General features: G+C 67.4%; 16 protein-coding genes. 6 read left to right on the top strand and 10 right to left on the bottom strand.

All coding sequences use genetic code 11. From position 1 onward, the window contains the following. Position 1 precedes the first annotated feature (1 nt). Both ACIOU8_RS05440 and ACIOU8_RS05435 read right to left on the bottom strand, forming a co-directional pair. The gene (locus ACIOU8_RS05440) at positions 2-1390 is read right to left on the bottom strand and encodes a DNA recombination protein RmuC (protein ID WP_400786910.1); all 1389 of its coding nucleotides are present in this window, start codon (positions 1388-1390) and stop codon (positions 2-4) included. A gap of 44 nt (positions 1391-1434) precedes the next feature. Beyond that, positions 1435-2028 (bottom strand): exonuclease domain-containing protein, encoded by a 594-nt coding sequence (locus tag ACIOU8_RS05435; RefSeq protein ID WP_400786625.1) that lies wholly within the window; start codon positions 2026-2028, stop codon positions 1435-1437. A 59-nt stretch (positions 2029-2087) separates the two neighbouring features. Between ACIOU8_RS05435 and ACIOU8_RS05430 the strand changes: the two genes are divergently transcribed. Continuing rightward, positions 2088-2837, top strand: a complete 750-nt coding sequence (locus tag ACIOU8_RS05430) for a class I SAM-dependent methyltransferase (RefSeq protein ID WP_400786623.1) — start codon at positions 2088-2090, stop codon at positions 2835-2837. A gap of 51 nt (positions 2838-2888) precedes the next feature. Then, complete coding sequence (ychF, locus tag ACIOU8_RS05425; RefSeq protein WP_400786620.1) at positions 2889-3962, top strand: redox-regulated ATPase YchF; 1074 nt, start codon at positions 2889-2891, stop codon at positions 3960-3962. A 55-nt stretch (positions 3963-4017) separates the two neighbouring features. On the opposite strand, the gene ACIOU8_RS05420 is transcribed toward ychF, so the two are convergent. The 3 genes from ACIOU8_RS05420 to ACIOU8_RS05410 all read right to left on the bottom strand — a co-directional run bounded on the left by ACIOU8_RS05420 (position 4018) and on the right by ACIOU8_RS05410 (position 5970). Continuing rightward, entirely contained in the window at positions 4018-4716 is a 699-nt protein-coding gene (locus ACIOU8_RS05420; RefSeq protein WP_400786617.1) for a Type 1 glutamine amidotransferase-like domain-containing protein, read from the bottom strand. A 107-nt stretch (positions 4717-4823) separates the two neighbouring features. Further along, positions 4824-5114 (bottom strand): hypothetical protein, encoded by a 291-nt coding sequence (locus ACIOU8_RS05415; protein ID WP_400786615.1) that lies wholly within the window; start codon positions 5112-5114, stop codon positions 4824-4826. A 76-nt stretch (positions 5115-5190) separates the two neighbouring features. After that, positions 5191-5970 carry an alpha/beta fold hydrolase gene (locus ACIOU8_RS05410; RefSeq protein ID WP_400786613.1) on the bottom strand — a complete coding sequence of 260 codons (780 nt, stop codon included), beginning with the start codon at positions 5968-5970 and terminating at the stop codon, positions 5191-5193. 84 nt (positions 5971-6054) lie between these two features. Between ACIOU8_RS05410 and ACIOU8_RS05405 the strand changes: the two genes are divergently transcribed. Further along, the gene (locus ACIOU8_RS05405) at positions 6055-7821 is read left to right on the top strand and encodes a GNAT family N-acetyltransferase (protein WP_400786611.1); all 1767 of its coding nucleotides are present in this window, start codon (positions 6055-6057) and stop codon (positions 7819-7821) included. Positions 7822-7840: 19 nt separating this feature from the next. Here the strand turns inward: ACIOU8_RS05405 and ACIOU8_RS05400 are convergent, their stop codons facing one another. Next, complete coding sequence (locus ACIOU8_RS05400; protein WP_400786908.1) at positions 7841-8947, bottom strand: N(5)-(carboxyethyl)ornithine synthase; 1107 nt, start codon at positions 8945-8947, stop codon at positions 7841-7843. Positions 8948-9184: 237 nt separating this feature from the next. Between ACIOU8_RS05400 and ACIOU8_RS05395 the strand changes: the two genes are divergently transcribed. Both ACIOU8_RS05395 and ACIOU8_RS05390 read left to right on the top strand, forming a co-directional pair. Beyond that, positions 9185-9748 carry an alpha/beta fold hydrolase gene (locus tag ACIOU8_RS05395; RefSeq protein ID WP_400786608.1) on the top strand — a complete coding sequence of 188 codons (564 nt, stop codon included), beginning with the start codon at positions 9185-9187 and terminating at the stop codon, positions 9746-9748. Between the two features lie 142 nt (positions 9749-9890). After that, a complete protein-coding gene (locus ACIOU8_RS05390) occupies positions 9891-11555 on the top strand; it encodes an ABC-F family ATP-binding cassette domain-containing protein (protein WP_400786606.1) in 1665 nt (554 codons plus the stop codon). Positions 11556-11558: 3 nt separating this feature from the next. Here the strand turns inward: ACIOU8_RS05390 and ACIOU8_RS05385 are convergent, their stop codons facing one another. The 3 genes from ACIOU8_RS05385 to ACIOU8_RS05375 form a co-directional block, all read right to left on the bottom strand. Further along, the gene (locus ACIOU8_RS05385) at positions 11559-11903 is read right to left on the bottom strand and encodes a LysR family transcriptional regulator (RefSeq protein WP_400786604.1); all 345 of its coding nucleotides are present in this window, start codon (positions 11901-11903) and stop codon (positions 11559-11561) included. Between the two features lie 130 nt (positions 11904-12033). Beyond that, a complete protein-coding gene (locus tag ACIOU8_RS05380) occupies positions 12034-12333 on the bottom strand; it encodes a Fe-S cluster assembly protein HesB (protein WP_400786603.1) in 300 nt (99 codons plus the stop codon). Positions 12334-12410: 77 nt separating this feature from the next. After that, positions 12411-12950, bottom strand: a complete 540-nt coding sequence (locus ACIOU8_RS05375) for a GNAT family N-acetyltransferase (protein WP_400786600.1) — start codon at positions 12948-12950, stop codon at positions 12411-12413. A gap of 97 nt (positions 12951-13047) precedes the next feature. Between ACIOU8_RS05375 and ACIOU8_RS05370 the strand changes: the two genes are divergently transcribed. Next, complete coding sequence (locus tag ACIOU8_RS05370) at positions 13048-13590, top strand: Dps family protein (RefSeq protein WP_400786598.1); 543 nt, start codon at positions 13048-13050, stop codon at positions 13588-13590. Between the two features lie 20 nt (positions 13591-13610). Here the strand turns inward: ACIOU8_RS05370 and ACIOU8_RS05365 are convergent, their stop codons facing one another. Next, complete coding sequence (locus ACIOU8_RS05365; RefSeq protein WP_400786596.1) at positions 13611-14144, bottom strand: DUF6328 family protein; 534 nt, start codon at positions 14142-14144, stop codon at positions 13611-13613. Positions 14145-14178 lie beyond the last annotated feature (34 nt).

Below are 14178 nucleotides of genomic sequence, written 5' to 3'. Positions count from 1 at the left end.
CTCAGTTCCGGGTGTCTTCGGATTCGATCGTCCCGAAGGCTGACCGCGTCTGCGCCGACTCTCCGTTGCCGAGACGAGAGCGGACGTCCCCGACGTCGGCCTGGATCGAAGAGTCCGGCTCCTCGGATGCCTCGCCGCCGGCGTGGCGGACGCGGACGTTCGAGTCGAATTCCTTCCCCGCCTCGAGTTCCGTGTCCGAGTCGAGTTCCGTCTCCGAGTCGATCATGAGCTCGGAAGCAGTGAAGCGTCGGGTCTGTGCCGTGACCGCGGGTGGAGCCGAGTCCAGCGTCGTCGCGCTGATCCCGGGGAACTGCCGAGCCGTCACGAGCACCCGGCTCTCGAGGGAGCCGGCGAACCTGTTGTAGCTGTCGACCGTGCGCTCGAGCGCACGGCGCAGATCATCGGCATGACCGGCGAGCACCCCGAGCCGATCGTACAGCTGGGTTCCCAGGTTCAGGAGTGCTCGTGCTTCGGTCGACACCTCCTGCTGAGTCCAGCTGTAGGCGACGGTCTTGAGCACCGCCCACAGGTTCACGGGCGATGCGAGCGCCACCCGCTTGCTGAAGGCGTAGTCCAGCAGGGTCGGGTCTTCGTCGATGGCCGCTGCGAGGAGCGACTCACTCGGCAGGAAGCAGATGACGAACTCAGGGCTCGCGTCGAGACCCGACCAGTAGGCCTTCTTGGCGAGTGCGTCGATGTGTGAGCGCACGGCCTTCACATGCTTCTGCATGTGAAGGCGCCGCTGAGTCTCGTGGGCGTCTCCGATCGGCAGCGCCGACGCCTCGAGATAGGCGTCGAGCGGAACCTTCGCGTCGACTGCGATCGACGTGCCGCCGGCGAGACGGATGACCATGTCGGGGCGGCCCTGACCGCGATCCGACGAGATGGTCGACTGCAGGTCGAAGTCGACGTGACGGATCAGCCCTGCGGCCTCGACGACACGGCGCAGCTGGGTTTCGCCCCAGACTCCGCGCGTGGCGGTCGACCGCAGCGCTCCGGCGAGCGACTCGGTCGTCGAGCGCAGCGCCTCGTCGGACTCCTGCGCGCGCCTGAGCTGCTCCGCGAGGGATCCGAACTGTGCATGCCGTTCCTGCTCGATGGCCGAGACCTTCTGCTGCATCTGCTGCAGGCTCTCGCGAACGGGGGCGAGAGCCGTGAGCACAGCGTTCTGCTGCTGCACGCGCTGCGCCTCGGCGCGCTGCTCGATTCGTGCGTGCTCGACGGAATCCCTATACAGGTCGTACTGTCGGTCGCGATCGTCTCGGGCGGCCGCTAGCTCTGCCTCGGCGCGAGCGATATCCGCCGCATCGCGCGAACCGCGGAGAAACCACCCCACTGCGGCGCCGGCCACGAGAGCGGCCAGGAGGAGAACGAGCGTGAGAGCATCCATGTGCTCCATGATGCGCTCGGCCACGGACATTCGTCCGGTGCGACTCAGGCGACCGCACGCTCCGGAGCGACGACGACCGGGTCGGTGACACGAAGCTTGAGCGCATCGGCCAGGGAGAAGACGTCGGACGCGCCTCTCCTGCGGGCGGCATCGATGATGATGTGCGCGCAGGCGAGCGCGTCAGCGAGCGCGTCGTGGTGCGAGAAACCGGTGAAACCGGCAGCCTCGGCGGCCTTCGGCAGCCGGTACGACTCGAGCTCATAGGTCTTGCGTGCCACCTGCAGGCTGCACAGCGAGCGATACGGCGGGCAGTCGCCACCGGTGGCCTCCGACGCCCGGCGGAGCACGTTGAGGTCGAAGCCGGCGTTGTGCGCCACGAGTACGTCGGCGCCCGCGAAGGCGCAGAGGCGGTCGAACTGATCCGACCAGGTGGCCGCGTCCAGCACGTCGTGCGCACGGATGCCGTGGATCTTCGTGTTCCACTCCTGGAACTCGTCGTGTCCTGCCGGCGGGCGGATCAGCCATCCGGCCGTCGCGACGATCCGGCCGTCGCGCACCCGCACGAGGCCGACGGAGCAGGCTGAGGCGGGGCTGGAATTCGCCGTCTCGAAGTCGATGGCGGTGAAGTCGAGTGGCACATGCCCACTCTCTCCCGGCATCCGAGACGCCCCAGGATGACTCGCCGTAGGCTGGCGAGATGAGTACCGACCGAGCGATATCCTTCGGCGCCGAAGCCGCGAACTACGAGGCCGGAAGACCCGAGTACCCCTTCGACGCGGTCGCCTGGATGCTCGAGCCGATGCCGCACGGCTCTCGTCGCATCGCCGATGTCGGCGCGGGCACGGGCAAGCTCACTCGCGTGCTCGCTCAGGCGCCGGATGCCGAGGTCGTCGCGGTCGACCCGGACGCCGCGATGCTCGAGACCCTGCGGCTCAGCGTTCCCGGCGTTCCCACGTTCCAGGGGACCGCCGAGCGGATGCCACTGCCTGACGCGAGTGTCGACGCCGTCGTGCTCGGTCAGGCGTGGCACTGGGTGCAGCCGTCAGCCGCGTCTGCCGAGCTCGGACGGGTCGTACGCCCCGGGGGTGTGCTCGGGCTGATCTGGAACATCCGCGACGAGCGCGCCGAGTGGGTGCGTCGCCTGACCGACATCATGCACAGCAGCGCGGCCGAGAACATGGTCAACGGCCCTGGTTCCGTCGGGCCGCGCATCGAGTCGCCGTTCACGCACGTCGAGAAGCAGCAGTGGGAGTGGACCCGCCCGATGAGCAGGGCGAAGCTGCACCAGATGGCGCTCTCACGCAGCTACCTGATCACCGCCCCCGCCGATGAGCGCGCGGAGATCACGCGGCAGATGGACGACTTGTTCGACGAGCTGGGGCTCGAGGGCGAGACGACGATCGACCTCCCCTACGTGACGCATGCGTTCCGCGCCGTGCGCGCGTGAAATCAGCGTCCCGCAGGGACCGCGCATCCACGGCAGGTAGACTCGACCTCTGTGGCTCTCACTATCGGAATCGTCGGCCTGCCCAATGTCGGCAAGTCCACCCTCTTCAACGCTCTGACCAAGAACGACGTGCTCGCGGCGAACTATCCGTTCGCGACGATCGAGCCGAACGTCGGGGTGGTGAATCTCCCAGACCCCCGTCTCGACAAGCTCGCCGAGATCTTCGGCAGCGAGCGCATCCTGCCCGCTGCGGTGTCGTTCGTCGACATCGCCGGAATCGTGCGCGGCGCGAGTGAGGGCGAGGGGCTCGGCAACAAGTTCCTCGCGAACATCCGCGAGGCCGATGCGATCGCCCAGGTCGTGCGTGGTTTCGCCGACGACGACGTCGTGCACGTCGACGGTGCCGTCAACCCGGCGTCCGACATGGAGACCATCAACGCCGAGCTCATGCTCGCCGACCTCGAGACCGTCGACAAGGCGATCGCGCGGTATGAGAAGGAGGTGCGCGGCAAGAAGATCGAGCCCGTCGTCCTCGAGACCGCCAACGCGGCCAAGGATGCTCTCGAGCGCGGCGTACTGCTCTCGGTCGCCGGCATCGATCTGACGCCTATCCGCGAGCTCGGGCTCCTCACGGCCAAGCCCGTCATCTTCGTCTTCAACGTCGACGAGGGGGTGCTCACGAACGATGCCCGCAAGGCGGAGCTCGCTGCGCTGGTCGCTCCTGCGAAGGCGATCTTCCTCGACGCCAAGATCGAGTCGGAGCTGATCGACCTCGACCCCGAGGACGCCGCAGAGCTGCTCGCGTCGACGGGTCAGGACGAGTCCGGTCTCGACCAGCTCGCCCGCATCGGTTTCGACACCCTCGGTCTGCAGACCTACCTCACCGCCGGGCCGAAAGAGGCGCGCGCGTGGACGATCCCCAAGGGATCCAAGGCGCCGCAGGCCGCAGGCGTCATCCACACCGACTTCGAGAAGGGCTTCATCAAGGCGGAGATCGTGTCGTTCGACGACCTCGTCGAGACAGGCTCCGTCGTCGAAGCCCGCTCCAAGGGCAAGGCTCGCCTCGAGGGCAAGGACTACGTCATGCAGGACGGCGACGTCGTGGAGTTCCGCTTCAACAACTAGCTCGGATGAGTGGGCCCAGGGCTCCAATTTCTCGGGGTGACGCCAGACGAGACGGTCAGCGTGACTCGAGCAGCTCGCCGTCAGGTCCGAAGCGGCGCCAGTGGCCTTCGGAGATGATGACCGGGTCAGCTGTCGGATCACGCACGAGGAGTGCGGATTCGTCATCGACGAACCAGACCGGCGACTGCGTTCGTGCTGCTCCGCGTGCGGCCAGCGCTTCGGCGTCCTCCGGCATCCAGTCCGCGCCGAGATGCCCCATGAAGAACCAGTCGAACAGCGGTGCGGCGGGCGCGACCGCTTCGAGTTCGAACATGTCGAACTCCTCCTGATCATCGAACGCCTCCGGCCAGCGGCTCAACAGGCGAGGGAAGATCATCGAGCCCGCGCTCCATCCCACGTACACCTTCTCTTGGAGCAGTTCCGCGAGCACGGGCGCGAGACCGGTCGCTGCCCACGCGTGCGCCAGCCAGAGATTGCTACCGCCGTAGCCGAGGATCACGTCCGCCGAGCGCAGCCGCGATTCGACCAGCGAGCGTGGCCCAGCGAAGAGTGAGGCGATGTCGAACTCCGCCCACCCCAACGCGCGCAGTCTCTCGAGATGTCCGACGAGCGCCGAGCTGTCGCCGGGGAATCCGAGGATCGCGTCGAGCACCACCACGACGCGGGAGTCTGCGATTGGCTTGCCGACAAGGTCGACGAGCGTATCTCGGATGAGGGCATTCGAGACCCCGTTCGATGTGAGGAGCATCCGCATCGGGCCATGGTAGTCCTCGCGTCTCGACACACGGCAACGCGCGTGGGGCAGACCGTCGGTCGCGGGACGCACCGATATGCCCCATGGCGAGGGAGTCGGGTCGCGAATCAGATCTCGTCGCTCCGTCGAGCACGCACGGGCCAGCCGACGTGCGCCAATGCCTCCGTGAGGCGGTCGGCGGCGGCGCGGGCGACGTCGAAGCTTGCGTCAGAGCAGACGTCGACCGCGATCGGCGGCGGATCGGCGAAGCGTGGAATCTGCACCTCTGCCCAGGCGTCGGGGGATAGCGGTACCCGAGGGGACGCGGTGCGTGCGTCTCCGATGGCACTGTCCGACGCGAAAGCGATGACGTCCAGCGCGTGGAGCTTGGTGATCGGCATGTCCACGACGATGGTCACGACGAAAGCCGCGTTTGCGGTATCTCGGAACTCTGGCCTCACCGCATGAAGATATCACTCGGCGCGAACAGCCGGTCTAGCCGCGACGGTCGACGTCCTGACGCAAGACCTCGGGCCAGGCTTCGACATCCATCGGCGTGCGCGCGACCGTCAGAGTCGCGTTCGGGAGCAGTGCGGCGAGAGAATCCGCGGTCGACAGTGGGTGGCCAGGGTCGTCCACCCACGCCAGGATCGTCATCGGCACGTCGATGTGCGCGACGGACTCAGGGGCAGGCAGGTCGCTGATTGCCGCGCCGCGAAGCAGCGACGGCAGGAGCGCGTCGGCGACGTCGGGCCAGGTCTCCGGGGCTCCGACGGTGGCGGGGGGCGGTGCCGATCCCCGCGTCGCGGCGTGGAACGCTTCCACCCCGTCAGACTCGATGAGCGCTGCCGCCGTTCGGTAGATCGCGGCTTGATCGGGTCGGGTCTCCCACGCGGTGGGCGGCACCATGAGTGTGAGCCCGGTGAAGCGGTCGGGCTCGCGCGACGCCGCGTGCAAGAGAGTCGCGGCACCCATGGAGGGGCCGACTCCGTGGACGCGTTCGCCCGGGAACCACTGGTCGAGCAAGCGCAGAAGATCTTCGGCGAGGTTCGGCCAGCGATAGTCCTCGGGGACCTTCCGCCCGGTCGACCGGCCATGACCGCGTGCGTCGTACCGCAGCAGTCGAGTTCCGCTGAGCCCTCGACCGAGGTCGAGATTGAGCACTCGATCTCGGGCCCGGCTCGAGGTGAGGCCGTGCAGCTGAACGACCGGGTGACCACCTTCATCGCTCAGGGCGACAGCCAGCTCGGCTCCGGCTACCTCGAAAGTGGGCATCGGGCTCCTCGATCGGTGACTGACCGCGTCGGCTCGGGCAGTCGTGTGATTGTCAGGTTATCTGGGGACGATAAGGTACTGCCCATGCGACTGACCAACGTCACGCACCTCCGCCTCCCGTTCGGACGGCTCTGGGGTTACGACGTCAGCGCGTCTGCCCTCGGACGACGCCTCCCCGTGTCGTTCGATCAGCGGCTCCACGTCGGGGCCGGCGATCGATCCGGCTCCTGGATGGCGCTGTCGTTCCGCCTGCCCGCACCGACTCGGCGAGAGTCGATCGCCGATGCCTGGCTCGCGGTGACCGAGCGCCATGGCACGCTGCGATCGGCGTTCGCGCCCGGTGCTGACGGCGATCCGATGCTTCACGAGATCGAGATCGGCCCCGGAAGCTGGGTCGAGCATCAGGTGGCCCCTGGGCAGGCCATCAACGACGCGCTGCGGGACGTTCTCGACGCGGCGTGTTCGCCCTACCGACGTCCTTCGCACCGACTGTGCGTGTTGGAGACTGCGGCGGGGCTCACGGTCGTGATCGCAGCGGACCACGCGCACGTCGACATGTGGTCGATGCTGGTGATCGCGCGCGACCTGCTGTCTGCGCTCGACACGGGGAGGGCAGGCGCGAAGCCGATGTCGGGGCCGGCACCGGCGTTCGTCGAGCACACACAAGCACTGCTGGATCGGGATGCTGCGCCAGACCGTGTGCGTCGGCGATGGGAGGGCATCATCGAGGACAGCGGCGGTGTGATGCCGCAGTTCCCGTTGCCGCTGGGCCTGCCCGAGCCGCATCGCGAACGCGTGGAAGTGCGCGATGTGTTCGACGTCGACGACGCGGCGGCGTTCGCTGCGCAGGCACGCGACGACGGCGTCTCGACACTCGCACGCGCAGTGGTCGCGATGACGGCGGTGACTCGAGAGTTGGCCGGTGCTCCGCTACGAGCCGTGTTCCCTGTGCACAGCCGTTTCGAGGATCACTGGCATGACTCGGTCGGGTGGTTCATCACCAACTCCGTCCTCGAGTCGGACCTCGCCGAACCGCACGCGGCTGCGGCAGCCGTGAAGGAGGCGGTGCAACTCGGTGCGTGGCCGCTCGCGGACGTGCTCGCTCCGTGGGGTGGCATGCCTGTGGCGCCCGGAATGTTCGCGATCTCGTGGCTGGACCTGCGCAGGCTGCCCGTGCGCATCGACTCCGTCGGACTCGACGCCCAGTACGTCAGCGCGGCGACCGACACCGATGGCGTCATGCTGTGGTTCATTCTGGATGAGTCGGGTCTGCATCTGCGTTGCCGTTATCCCGACACCGTCGAGGCGCGCACGAACGTCGGCGGGTGGCTTGATCTGCTCGTCGCCAGGCTGCAGGCGGACGCGCGGTCGTCTGTTCGCGGACGGCTGCAGGTCGCGGGCCAGACCTTCCGGCTCGAGCGTGCGAGCCGGGACGATATCGAGGCCATCGCCGCGCTGCTGTTCGACGATCAGTTCGGATCGGACCGTGAGAGCGTCGAGCTCGAGCGATACGAGGCGGCCTTCAGCGCGGTCGCTCGCGACAGTTCCAACTATCTGGGGGTCGTCCGCGACAGTGCCGACCGCATGGTCGCCACGATGCAGCTGACCGTCATCCCGGGTCTTTCCCGCGGTGGTTCGACCCGATTGCAGATCGAGGGACTGCGAGTGGCGCCAGGGGAGCGGTCACGGGGCTTGGGCACGGCGATGCTCGAGTGGGCGCACGAATTCGGTCGTGCGCGGGGCGCGCGACTGGCGCAGGTGACCACCGACGAGGCACGGGATCGGACTCGCGCTTTCTATGCCCGACTGGGATATCAGACTGCGCACGTCGGGCTGAAAAGACAGATCTAGCGGCTACCTCGGACTGTCGCTACGCGACGAGTGCGTGCGGGTATTCCGCTGCACGACCCTGGAAGCTCAAGATGCTGGGGTTCTGGATCAGTCCGCCCCGGATCTCGATCGCGCGCGTGAGCGTCGAGTTCTCGGCCCATGTCTCGGGACCGGAGAGCACCGTGCGGAGGAAGGGCAGCAGAGCCTCGCTGATGTCCCACGTGGCGGAGTTCCACAGGTACGACGGGCTGTGATCGACCGCGTAGTAGTTCACGCCCTGTCCCACCGTGAACATCGGGTCGTCGAACGTCGTCGGAGTCGCCCATTCGAAGCCCATGCCCTCGTCGCAGGAGACATCGATGATCAGACTGCCTGATGCGAATCGGTCGAGGTCCTCTGTGCGCAGATAGGTCAATGGCGCCGCGACGTCCTGCAGCGTGCAGTTGACGACGATGTCGTATGTCGCCAGGAAATCGGGGAGGAGCACGGGCCCGTCGTCGGTGTCGACCGTGCTGAGGTGCGTGGGCCCGTCGTCGGTATTCAGCTGAGTGAGATGGGAGTTGTGGATGGGGGAGCCCACGGCCGCCGCCCCGCGCTGAGTGAGGACTTCGATGTCATGCACTCCGTGTGCGTTGAGTGCGGTGACCGCGCCTCGTGCCGTCGCGCCGAAGCCGATGACGACCGCGCGCAGTCGGGGTCCGTAGTCGCCGGTCGAACCGACGAGGCTCATGGCATGGATCACCGAGCAGTAGCCGGCCAGTTCGTTGTTCTTGTGGAAGACGTGCAGACTCATGTCGCCCTGCGCGGTCCAGTGGTTCATGGCCTCGAAGGCGATCAGCGTCAGGCGGCTGTCGATCGCGGTCTGCGTGAGCGTCACATCCTGCACGCAGTGCGGCCAGCCCCAGAGGATCCGACCCTCGGCGATCTCGGCGACATCCGCGAGCTGCGGCTTCGGCAGCAGCAGGACGTCGGCGGAGGCGAGCACCTGTGCACGATCGGCGACGCGTCCGACGCGGGATTCGATGAACCCGGGCTCGAGCTGGAAGTCGGTGCCGTAGCCGCGCTCGACGATCATGCGAGCACGGATGTCCGCATCGATGCGGTCGAGGTGGTGGGGATGGATGGGGAGCCGTCGCTCATTCTCCATCGACGAGTTGGCCAGCACGCCCAAGGTCAGAAGTTCCTGTCCGGAGGTGGAGGTGCGGACGGTGGACGAGCGTGTCGTGTCGGACAACGGGTTCCCATCTTCGGGGAACCAGAGTCAGCTCCTGGCCTGACTCTACGCTCCTGAGCGCGCGACAGGGCGCACGAGTCCGATCTCCGCACACGCGCTCGACTACGCTTGACCTCGATCCCTGACTGCCGAACGAGGAGCCGCGCGCGCATGACCGATACCCAGATCTTCGAGCCAGAGGGCCGCGCCATCCCCTTCGTGGACGAGGGAGACGGCCCGGTCAAGCTGGTTCTGATTCAGGAGCAGGGGCTCGCTGCCGATGTGCTGGGAGTCGCCGCGCACTACCTCGCGGAGGAGGCGGGCTTCCACGTGCTGCGGATCGGGCACCGGTCTGACTCCGAGGCGACGCTCGACGATCGCGTCGCCGACGTCGTCGCGGTGATCGATCACGTCGGCATCGAAGACACCTGGGTCGGCGGTCACGGGTTCGGCGGCACGATCGCACGTGCGCTGGTGGCGGCGCACAGCGACCGGGCCAACGGTCTGCTGCTGCTCGGCGTCGAGAATGTCGACATCGCGGTCGCACCGGCGATCCCCGTGCTCATCGTGCAGGGAACCGAAGACACGGACACCCCTGCGGCGAATGCGGAGGCGCTGCAGGCGACGATCCCCGACCGGTCGAGCATCAAGACGATCGCCGGCGACCACCTGTTCCCGATGCATCACCCGATCGAGACCGGCGTGATCATCGAGGAATACCTGGACTGGGACTGACTCTCGCCCGCCGGGCGATAGCGATCGGCATCCTCCGCACGCTCGGCCAGCTGACCTTCCTCCTCCTCTGGTGCTCGCTCTTCCTCCGGGCCACCGCCTGACGGCGGCGGGGCGAGGCTTTCCCGCCTGAGATGATGGTCTGATGACCGCCACTCTCGTCGCCCAGAATCTGGCGGGCGGCTACGGCCACCGCATCCTCTTCGAGGGACTCGATCTGACGGTCGCTCCCGGCGATGTGATCGGCGTGGTCGGTGCGAACGGAGCGGGCAAGTCGACCCTGCTCCGACTTCTTGCCGGCGTGGACGCGCCGATGGGAGGGTCGATCTCGCTCGCACCGACTGACGCGTTCGTCGGCTGGCTGCCTCAGGAGCACGAGCGAATAGACGGTGAGACGGTCGCGGAATACATCGCGCGCCGCACCGGGTGCGCGACAGCCACGCGCGAGATGGATGCAGCGGCGGCCGCGCTCGGAGACCCGACGCTCGCACCTGCGGGCACAGACCCGGCCGACACCTACTCCCAGGCACTCGACCGGTGGCTCGCAAGCGGCGCGGCTGATCTCGAAGAACGCATCCCTGCGGTGCTCGCCGACCTCGGGCTTCGGAGCGGGAGCGGCGTCGCGGCCGAGGCGCTCATGACCGGCCTGTCCGGGGGTCAGGCTGCTCGAGTCGGCCTCGCGGCGCTGCTGCTGTCGCGCTTCGACATCGTGTTCCTCGACGAGCCGACCAACGATCTCGACCTCGACGGACTCGATCGACTCGAGTCGTTCGTCCGCGGACTCCGCGGCGGTGTCGTGCTCGTGAGCCACGACCGCGAGTTCCTGGCGCGCAGTGTGACTCGCGTGCTCGAGCTCGATCTCGCTCAGGGATCGAATCGCTTGTACGGCGGCGGATACGACGCCTACATCGAAGAACGAGCCGTCGTGCGGCGGCACCTGCGCGAGAAGTACGACGAGTTCGCCGACAAGAAGGCCGACCTCGTCTCTCGTGCCCGCACGCAGCGAGAGTGGTCGAGCCAGGGTGTGCGCAACGCCATGAAGAAGTCGCCGGACAACGACAAGATCAAGCGCAAGGCGTCAGCCGAGTCGAGCGAGAAGCAGGCGCAGAAGGTGCGTCAGATGGAGAGCCGGATCGCGCGCCTCGACGAGGTGGACGAGCCCCGCAAGGAGTGGCAGCTGGAGTTCACGATCGGATCGGCGCCTCGATCGAGCAGCGTGGTCTCGACACTGAGCGGAGCGGTGTTCCAGCAGGGGACATTCGTCATGGGGCCGCTCTCGCTCCAGATCGACGCCGGTGACCGCGTCGGGATCACCGGTCCGAACGGCGCTGGCAAGTCGACGCTGCTCCGTGCTCTCCTCGGGCGGCAGAAGCCGGTCGACGGGACTGCGAGTCTCGGAAGCAGCGTGCAGATCGGCGAGATCGATCAGGCCCGCTCGCTGCTCACCGGCGACGCGGCGCTTGCGGACGCGTTCGAGGCTCTCGTTCCCGAACTGTCTTCGGCGGAGGTGCGCACCCTGCTGGCCAAGTTCGGCCTGAGAGCCGACCACGTCACTCGCCCCGTCGGCGCTCTGTCTCCGGGCGAGCGCACCCGGGCGGCGCTGGCGCTGCTGCAGTCGCGCGGAGTCAACCTGCTGGTGCTCGACGAACCCACGAACCACCTCGATCTGCCGGCGATCGAGCAGCTCGAGCAGGCGCTCGAGTCGTACACCGGCACGCTGCTGCTGGTGACGCATGACCGGCGGATGCTGGAGGCGGTGCAGACGAACCGCCGATGGAGCGTCGAGAACGGCCGGGTGAGCGAGCTCTGAGGCTCAGCGCCCCTGACGCTTCTTGTAGGGCTTCGGCTGCCCCTTCACGACGGGCGCCCGGCCTTTGCCCTTGGACGCCTTCGCCTTGCCGCCGGCAGGGCCCGCCGTCTTCGGCGCAGGAGGGGGAGCAGCGGCCACCGTCGCCTGGGCTTCGACGAGGAACAACTCTCCGACGCTCGTCAGTCGCGGTGTTCCTTCGCGGTTGATCAGGGTGTGCCCCACCTCGTCCTCGAGTTTGTCGAGAGAGGTGTAGAGCGATGCCAGGGGGATGCCCAGCTGCTGGGCGGCTCGGGGGAAGTGCAGCGTCTCGGCGGCGACGACGTAGCGACGGAGCAATGCCAGCTTCATGCGGGGGAACGTTCCTTCACGATCCGCGACGATCGCGGGTCTCCGTCTAACCTACGCGAGGCAGACGGGCGCGTGCCCCAGACGCACGGATGCCGCGGCTCGATGAGCCGCGGCATCCGGTGATTCTCGTTCAGGCGACCTGCGGAAGAACCGCGAAGGATACCGAGCCTTCGTCGTCGACGCCGGCGTCGAGCACCTTGTCGTCGAGCGCGGCGGCAGCGGTCTCGTCGAGGAAGAGTCGGGTACCCGCGACCTCGACCACCCGGTCATCGGGCTCGGGGTCACCAGCCACGAGGACTGCGAGGCGTGCGCCTCCGTCCGGTCCGGCAGCGGGCGTGGAGTGGATTCGAAGGCCTGCGTCGGTGGCGTCTGTCTGACGGCTGACGAGGGTGTTCACGATTGCGGTGGCGTTATCGGTGAGGGTGAGCACGAGACTCTCCTTCCGGTTGCTGTCACGCCGCGGCTGCGACGTGTCCGGGCTACGATTCCTCACACGCCGGGGGCGATTCAACCCGACGCGCCCGGTTCGGAGGACTCTCCCACCTGATGCAGAGGTTTTCTCAGGAACACCTGCTCGGTTCCGTCACCCTGTGGCACCCGCTCCGCCTCCTCATAACCGCATGCCTTGTAGAGACGGATGTTCGCCTCGCTCAGGCTGCCCGTGAAGAGTTCGGCCTCGTGGGCCGTCGACGATCGCTCCGCGGCGGAGAGCAGCCTGCGTCCGATGCCTTCGCCCTGCGTGTCGGGAGCTATCGCGATCCTGCCGATCAGCAGCACCCCGTCGTCTTCGACGAATCGGATCACCCCCACCAGCCGGCCGTTCTGACGGGCTGTCAGTCCCTTGCTCGACCGCAGCTCGGCCTCCACCTCAGGCAGGGTCTGAGTCAGCGGAGGCATGTCGGCGCTTCCGTAGATCTGCGCCTCCGAGACGAACGCCGCTCGCTGAAGGGTGAGCACCTCGCCCGCATCCGCTTCTGAGACGGGCCCGATCACCACGTCTGGTGCGCTCTCGTCGATGTCGGTCCGGGGTCTTTCTGAATTCGTCACTGCGCCACGATCCGATGCGACAGGGGAGACTGTCAACCCCCTCGATCCGGGCGGCGGCCGCGGTTAGCCTCGCAGTTCCCAACCCCAGGAGGACTCCATGGCTGAGAAGACCGCGTCCAAGACCGGCAACGCATCCAAGCGCGGAGCGAAGACCACCAGACGGCAGAACGCCGAGAAGGGATTCACGGCGTCAGCGACGCTCGCCGCCAATCTTCAGCTGGTGCTCGTCGACCTGATCGAACTCTCGCTGCAGGGCAAGCAGGCGCACTGGAACGTCGTCGGCCGCAACTTCCGGGACACGCACCGACAGCTCGATGAGATCATCGAGGCGGCGCGCACGTTCAGCGACACGGTCGCAGAGCGCATGCGTGCGCTGCACGCCGTGCCAGACGGGCGCACCGACACGATCGCGGAGTCGACGTCGCTTCCGGCGTTCCCGATGGGCGAGGTCTCGACGACCGACACGATCGATCTCGTGACTGCGCGTCTGGACGCCGTCGTGGGAACGATCCGCGATGTGCACGATGAGGTCGACGAAGAGGACCCCACATCCGCCGACATCCTGCACGCGGTGCTCGAGAGCCTCGAGCAGTTCGCATGGATGGTCAGCGCTGAGAACCGCACGCCGGCCGGTCGCTGACCTCGGAGGGGCGCTTCGCTTCAGGCCACGTCGTCCGCCCCGCCTCGCTCGGCCTCGCGCCGCACGAGGCGGGGGAGGACCAGCCAGAGGAGGAGCACGCCCACCAACGAGGAGACGAGCGCGATGAGCCCCGCGGTTCGACTCACGGTGAAGTCGATGATGAGGGTCGTGACGCCGATCGTGAGCGCGGCGATCGCCACGAGATCGATCTTCACGATGCGAGCGGCCACCCGCACGAGTTCGGGCTTGCGGCGACGACCGAACAGGGCCCGGTGCATTGTCACCGGTGCCAGTGCCAGAAGCGTGGCGAACGCGGCGAGAACTACGAGCACCACGTACACGTCCCGCTGGAACCCGTCCAGATCCTCGAACCGAGGGGTGAAAGCCACAGCGAGCAGGAATCCCGTGAGGATCTGGGTGCCGGTCTGCATCACGCGCAGTTCTTGGAGCAGCTCCTCCCAGTTGCGGTCTGCTCGTTCGTTGCGCGTCTCATCTCGTCCGTCGCGGACGTCGTCGACCTCCGGGGATTGTGCGGGGCGGTCATCCGATTCCATGCGGTCAGTCTCGCGGGAGGCCTCGGATCCTGTC

Source organism: Microbacterium sp. NPDC087589, assembly GCF_044743635.1.
Lineage (GTDB): Bacteria > Actinomycetota > Actinomycetes > Actinomycetales > Microbacteriaceae > Microbacterium.
The sequence above is the reverse complement of the archived record's forward strand: the minus strand, read 5'-3'. Positions and strand labels throughout refer to the sequence as shown.

Coding starts and splice junctions, on each gene's coding strand:
- ACIOU8_RS05440 (WP_400786910.1), bottom strand. CDS start 1,390: ATGGATGCTCTCACGCTCGTTCTCCTCCTGGCCGCTCTCGTGGCCGGC.
- ACIOU8_RS05430 (WP_400786623.1), top strand. CDS start 2,088: ATGAGTACCGACCGAGCGATATCCTTCGGCGCCGAAGCCGCGAACTAC.
- ACIOU8_RS05420 (WP_400786617.1), bottom strand. CDS start 4,716: ATGCGGATGCTCCTCACATCGAACGGGGTCTCGAATGCCCTCATCCGA.
- ACIOU8_RS05410 (WP_400786613.1), bottom strand. CDS start 5,970: ATGCCCACTTTCGAGGTAGCCGGAGCCGAGCTGGCTGTCGCCCTGAGC.
- ACIOU8_RS05405 (WP_400786611.1), top strand. CDS start 6,055: ATGCGACTGACCAACGTCACGCACCTCCGCCTCCCGTTCGGACGGCTC.
- ACIOU8_RS05400 (WP_400786908.1), bottom strand. CDS start 8,947: ATGGAGAATGAGCGACGGCTCCCCATCCATCCCCACCACCTCGACCGC.
- ACIOU8_RS05395 (WP_400786608.1), top strand. CDS start 9,185: ATGACCGATACCCAGATCTTCGAGCCAGAGGGCCGCGCCATCCCCTTC.
- ACIOU8_RS05390 (WP_400786606.1), top strand. CDS start 9,891: ATGACCGCCACTCTCGTCGCCCAGAATCTGGCGGGCGGCTACGGCCAC.
- ACIOU8_RS05385 (WP_400786604.1), bottom strand. CDS start 11,903: ATGAAGCTGGCATTGCTCCGTCGCTACGTCGTCGCCGCCGAGACGCTG.
- ACIOU8_RS05370 (WP_400786598.1), top strand. CDS start 13,048: ATGGCTGAGAAGACCGCGTCCAAGACCGGCAACGCATCCAAGCGCGGA.
- ACIOU8_RS05365 (WP_400786596.1), bottom strand. CDS start 14,144: ATGGAATCGGATGACCGCCCCGCACAATCCCCGGAGGTCGACGACGTC.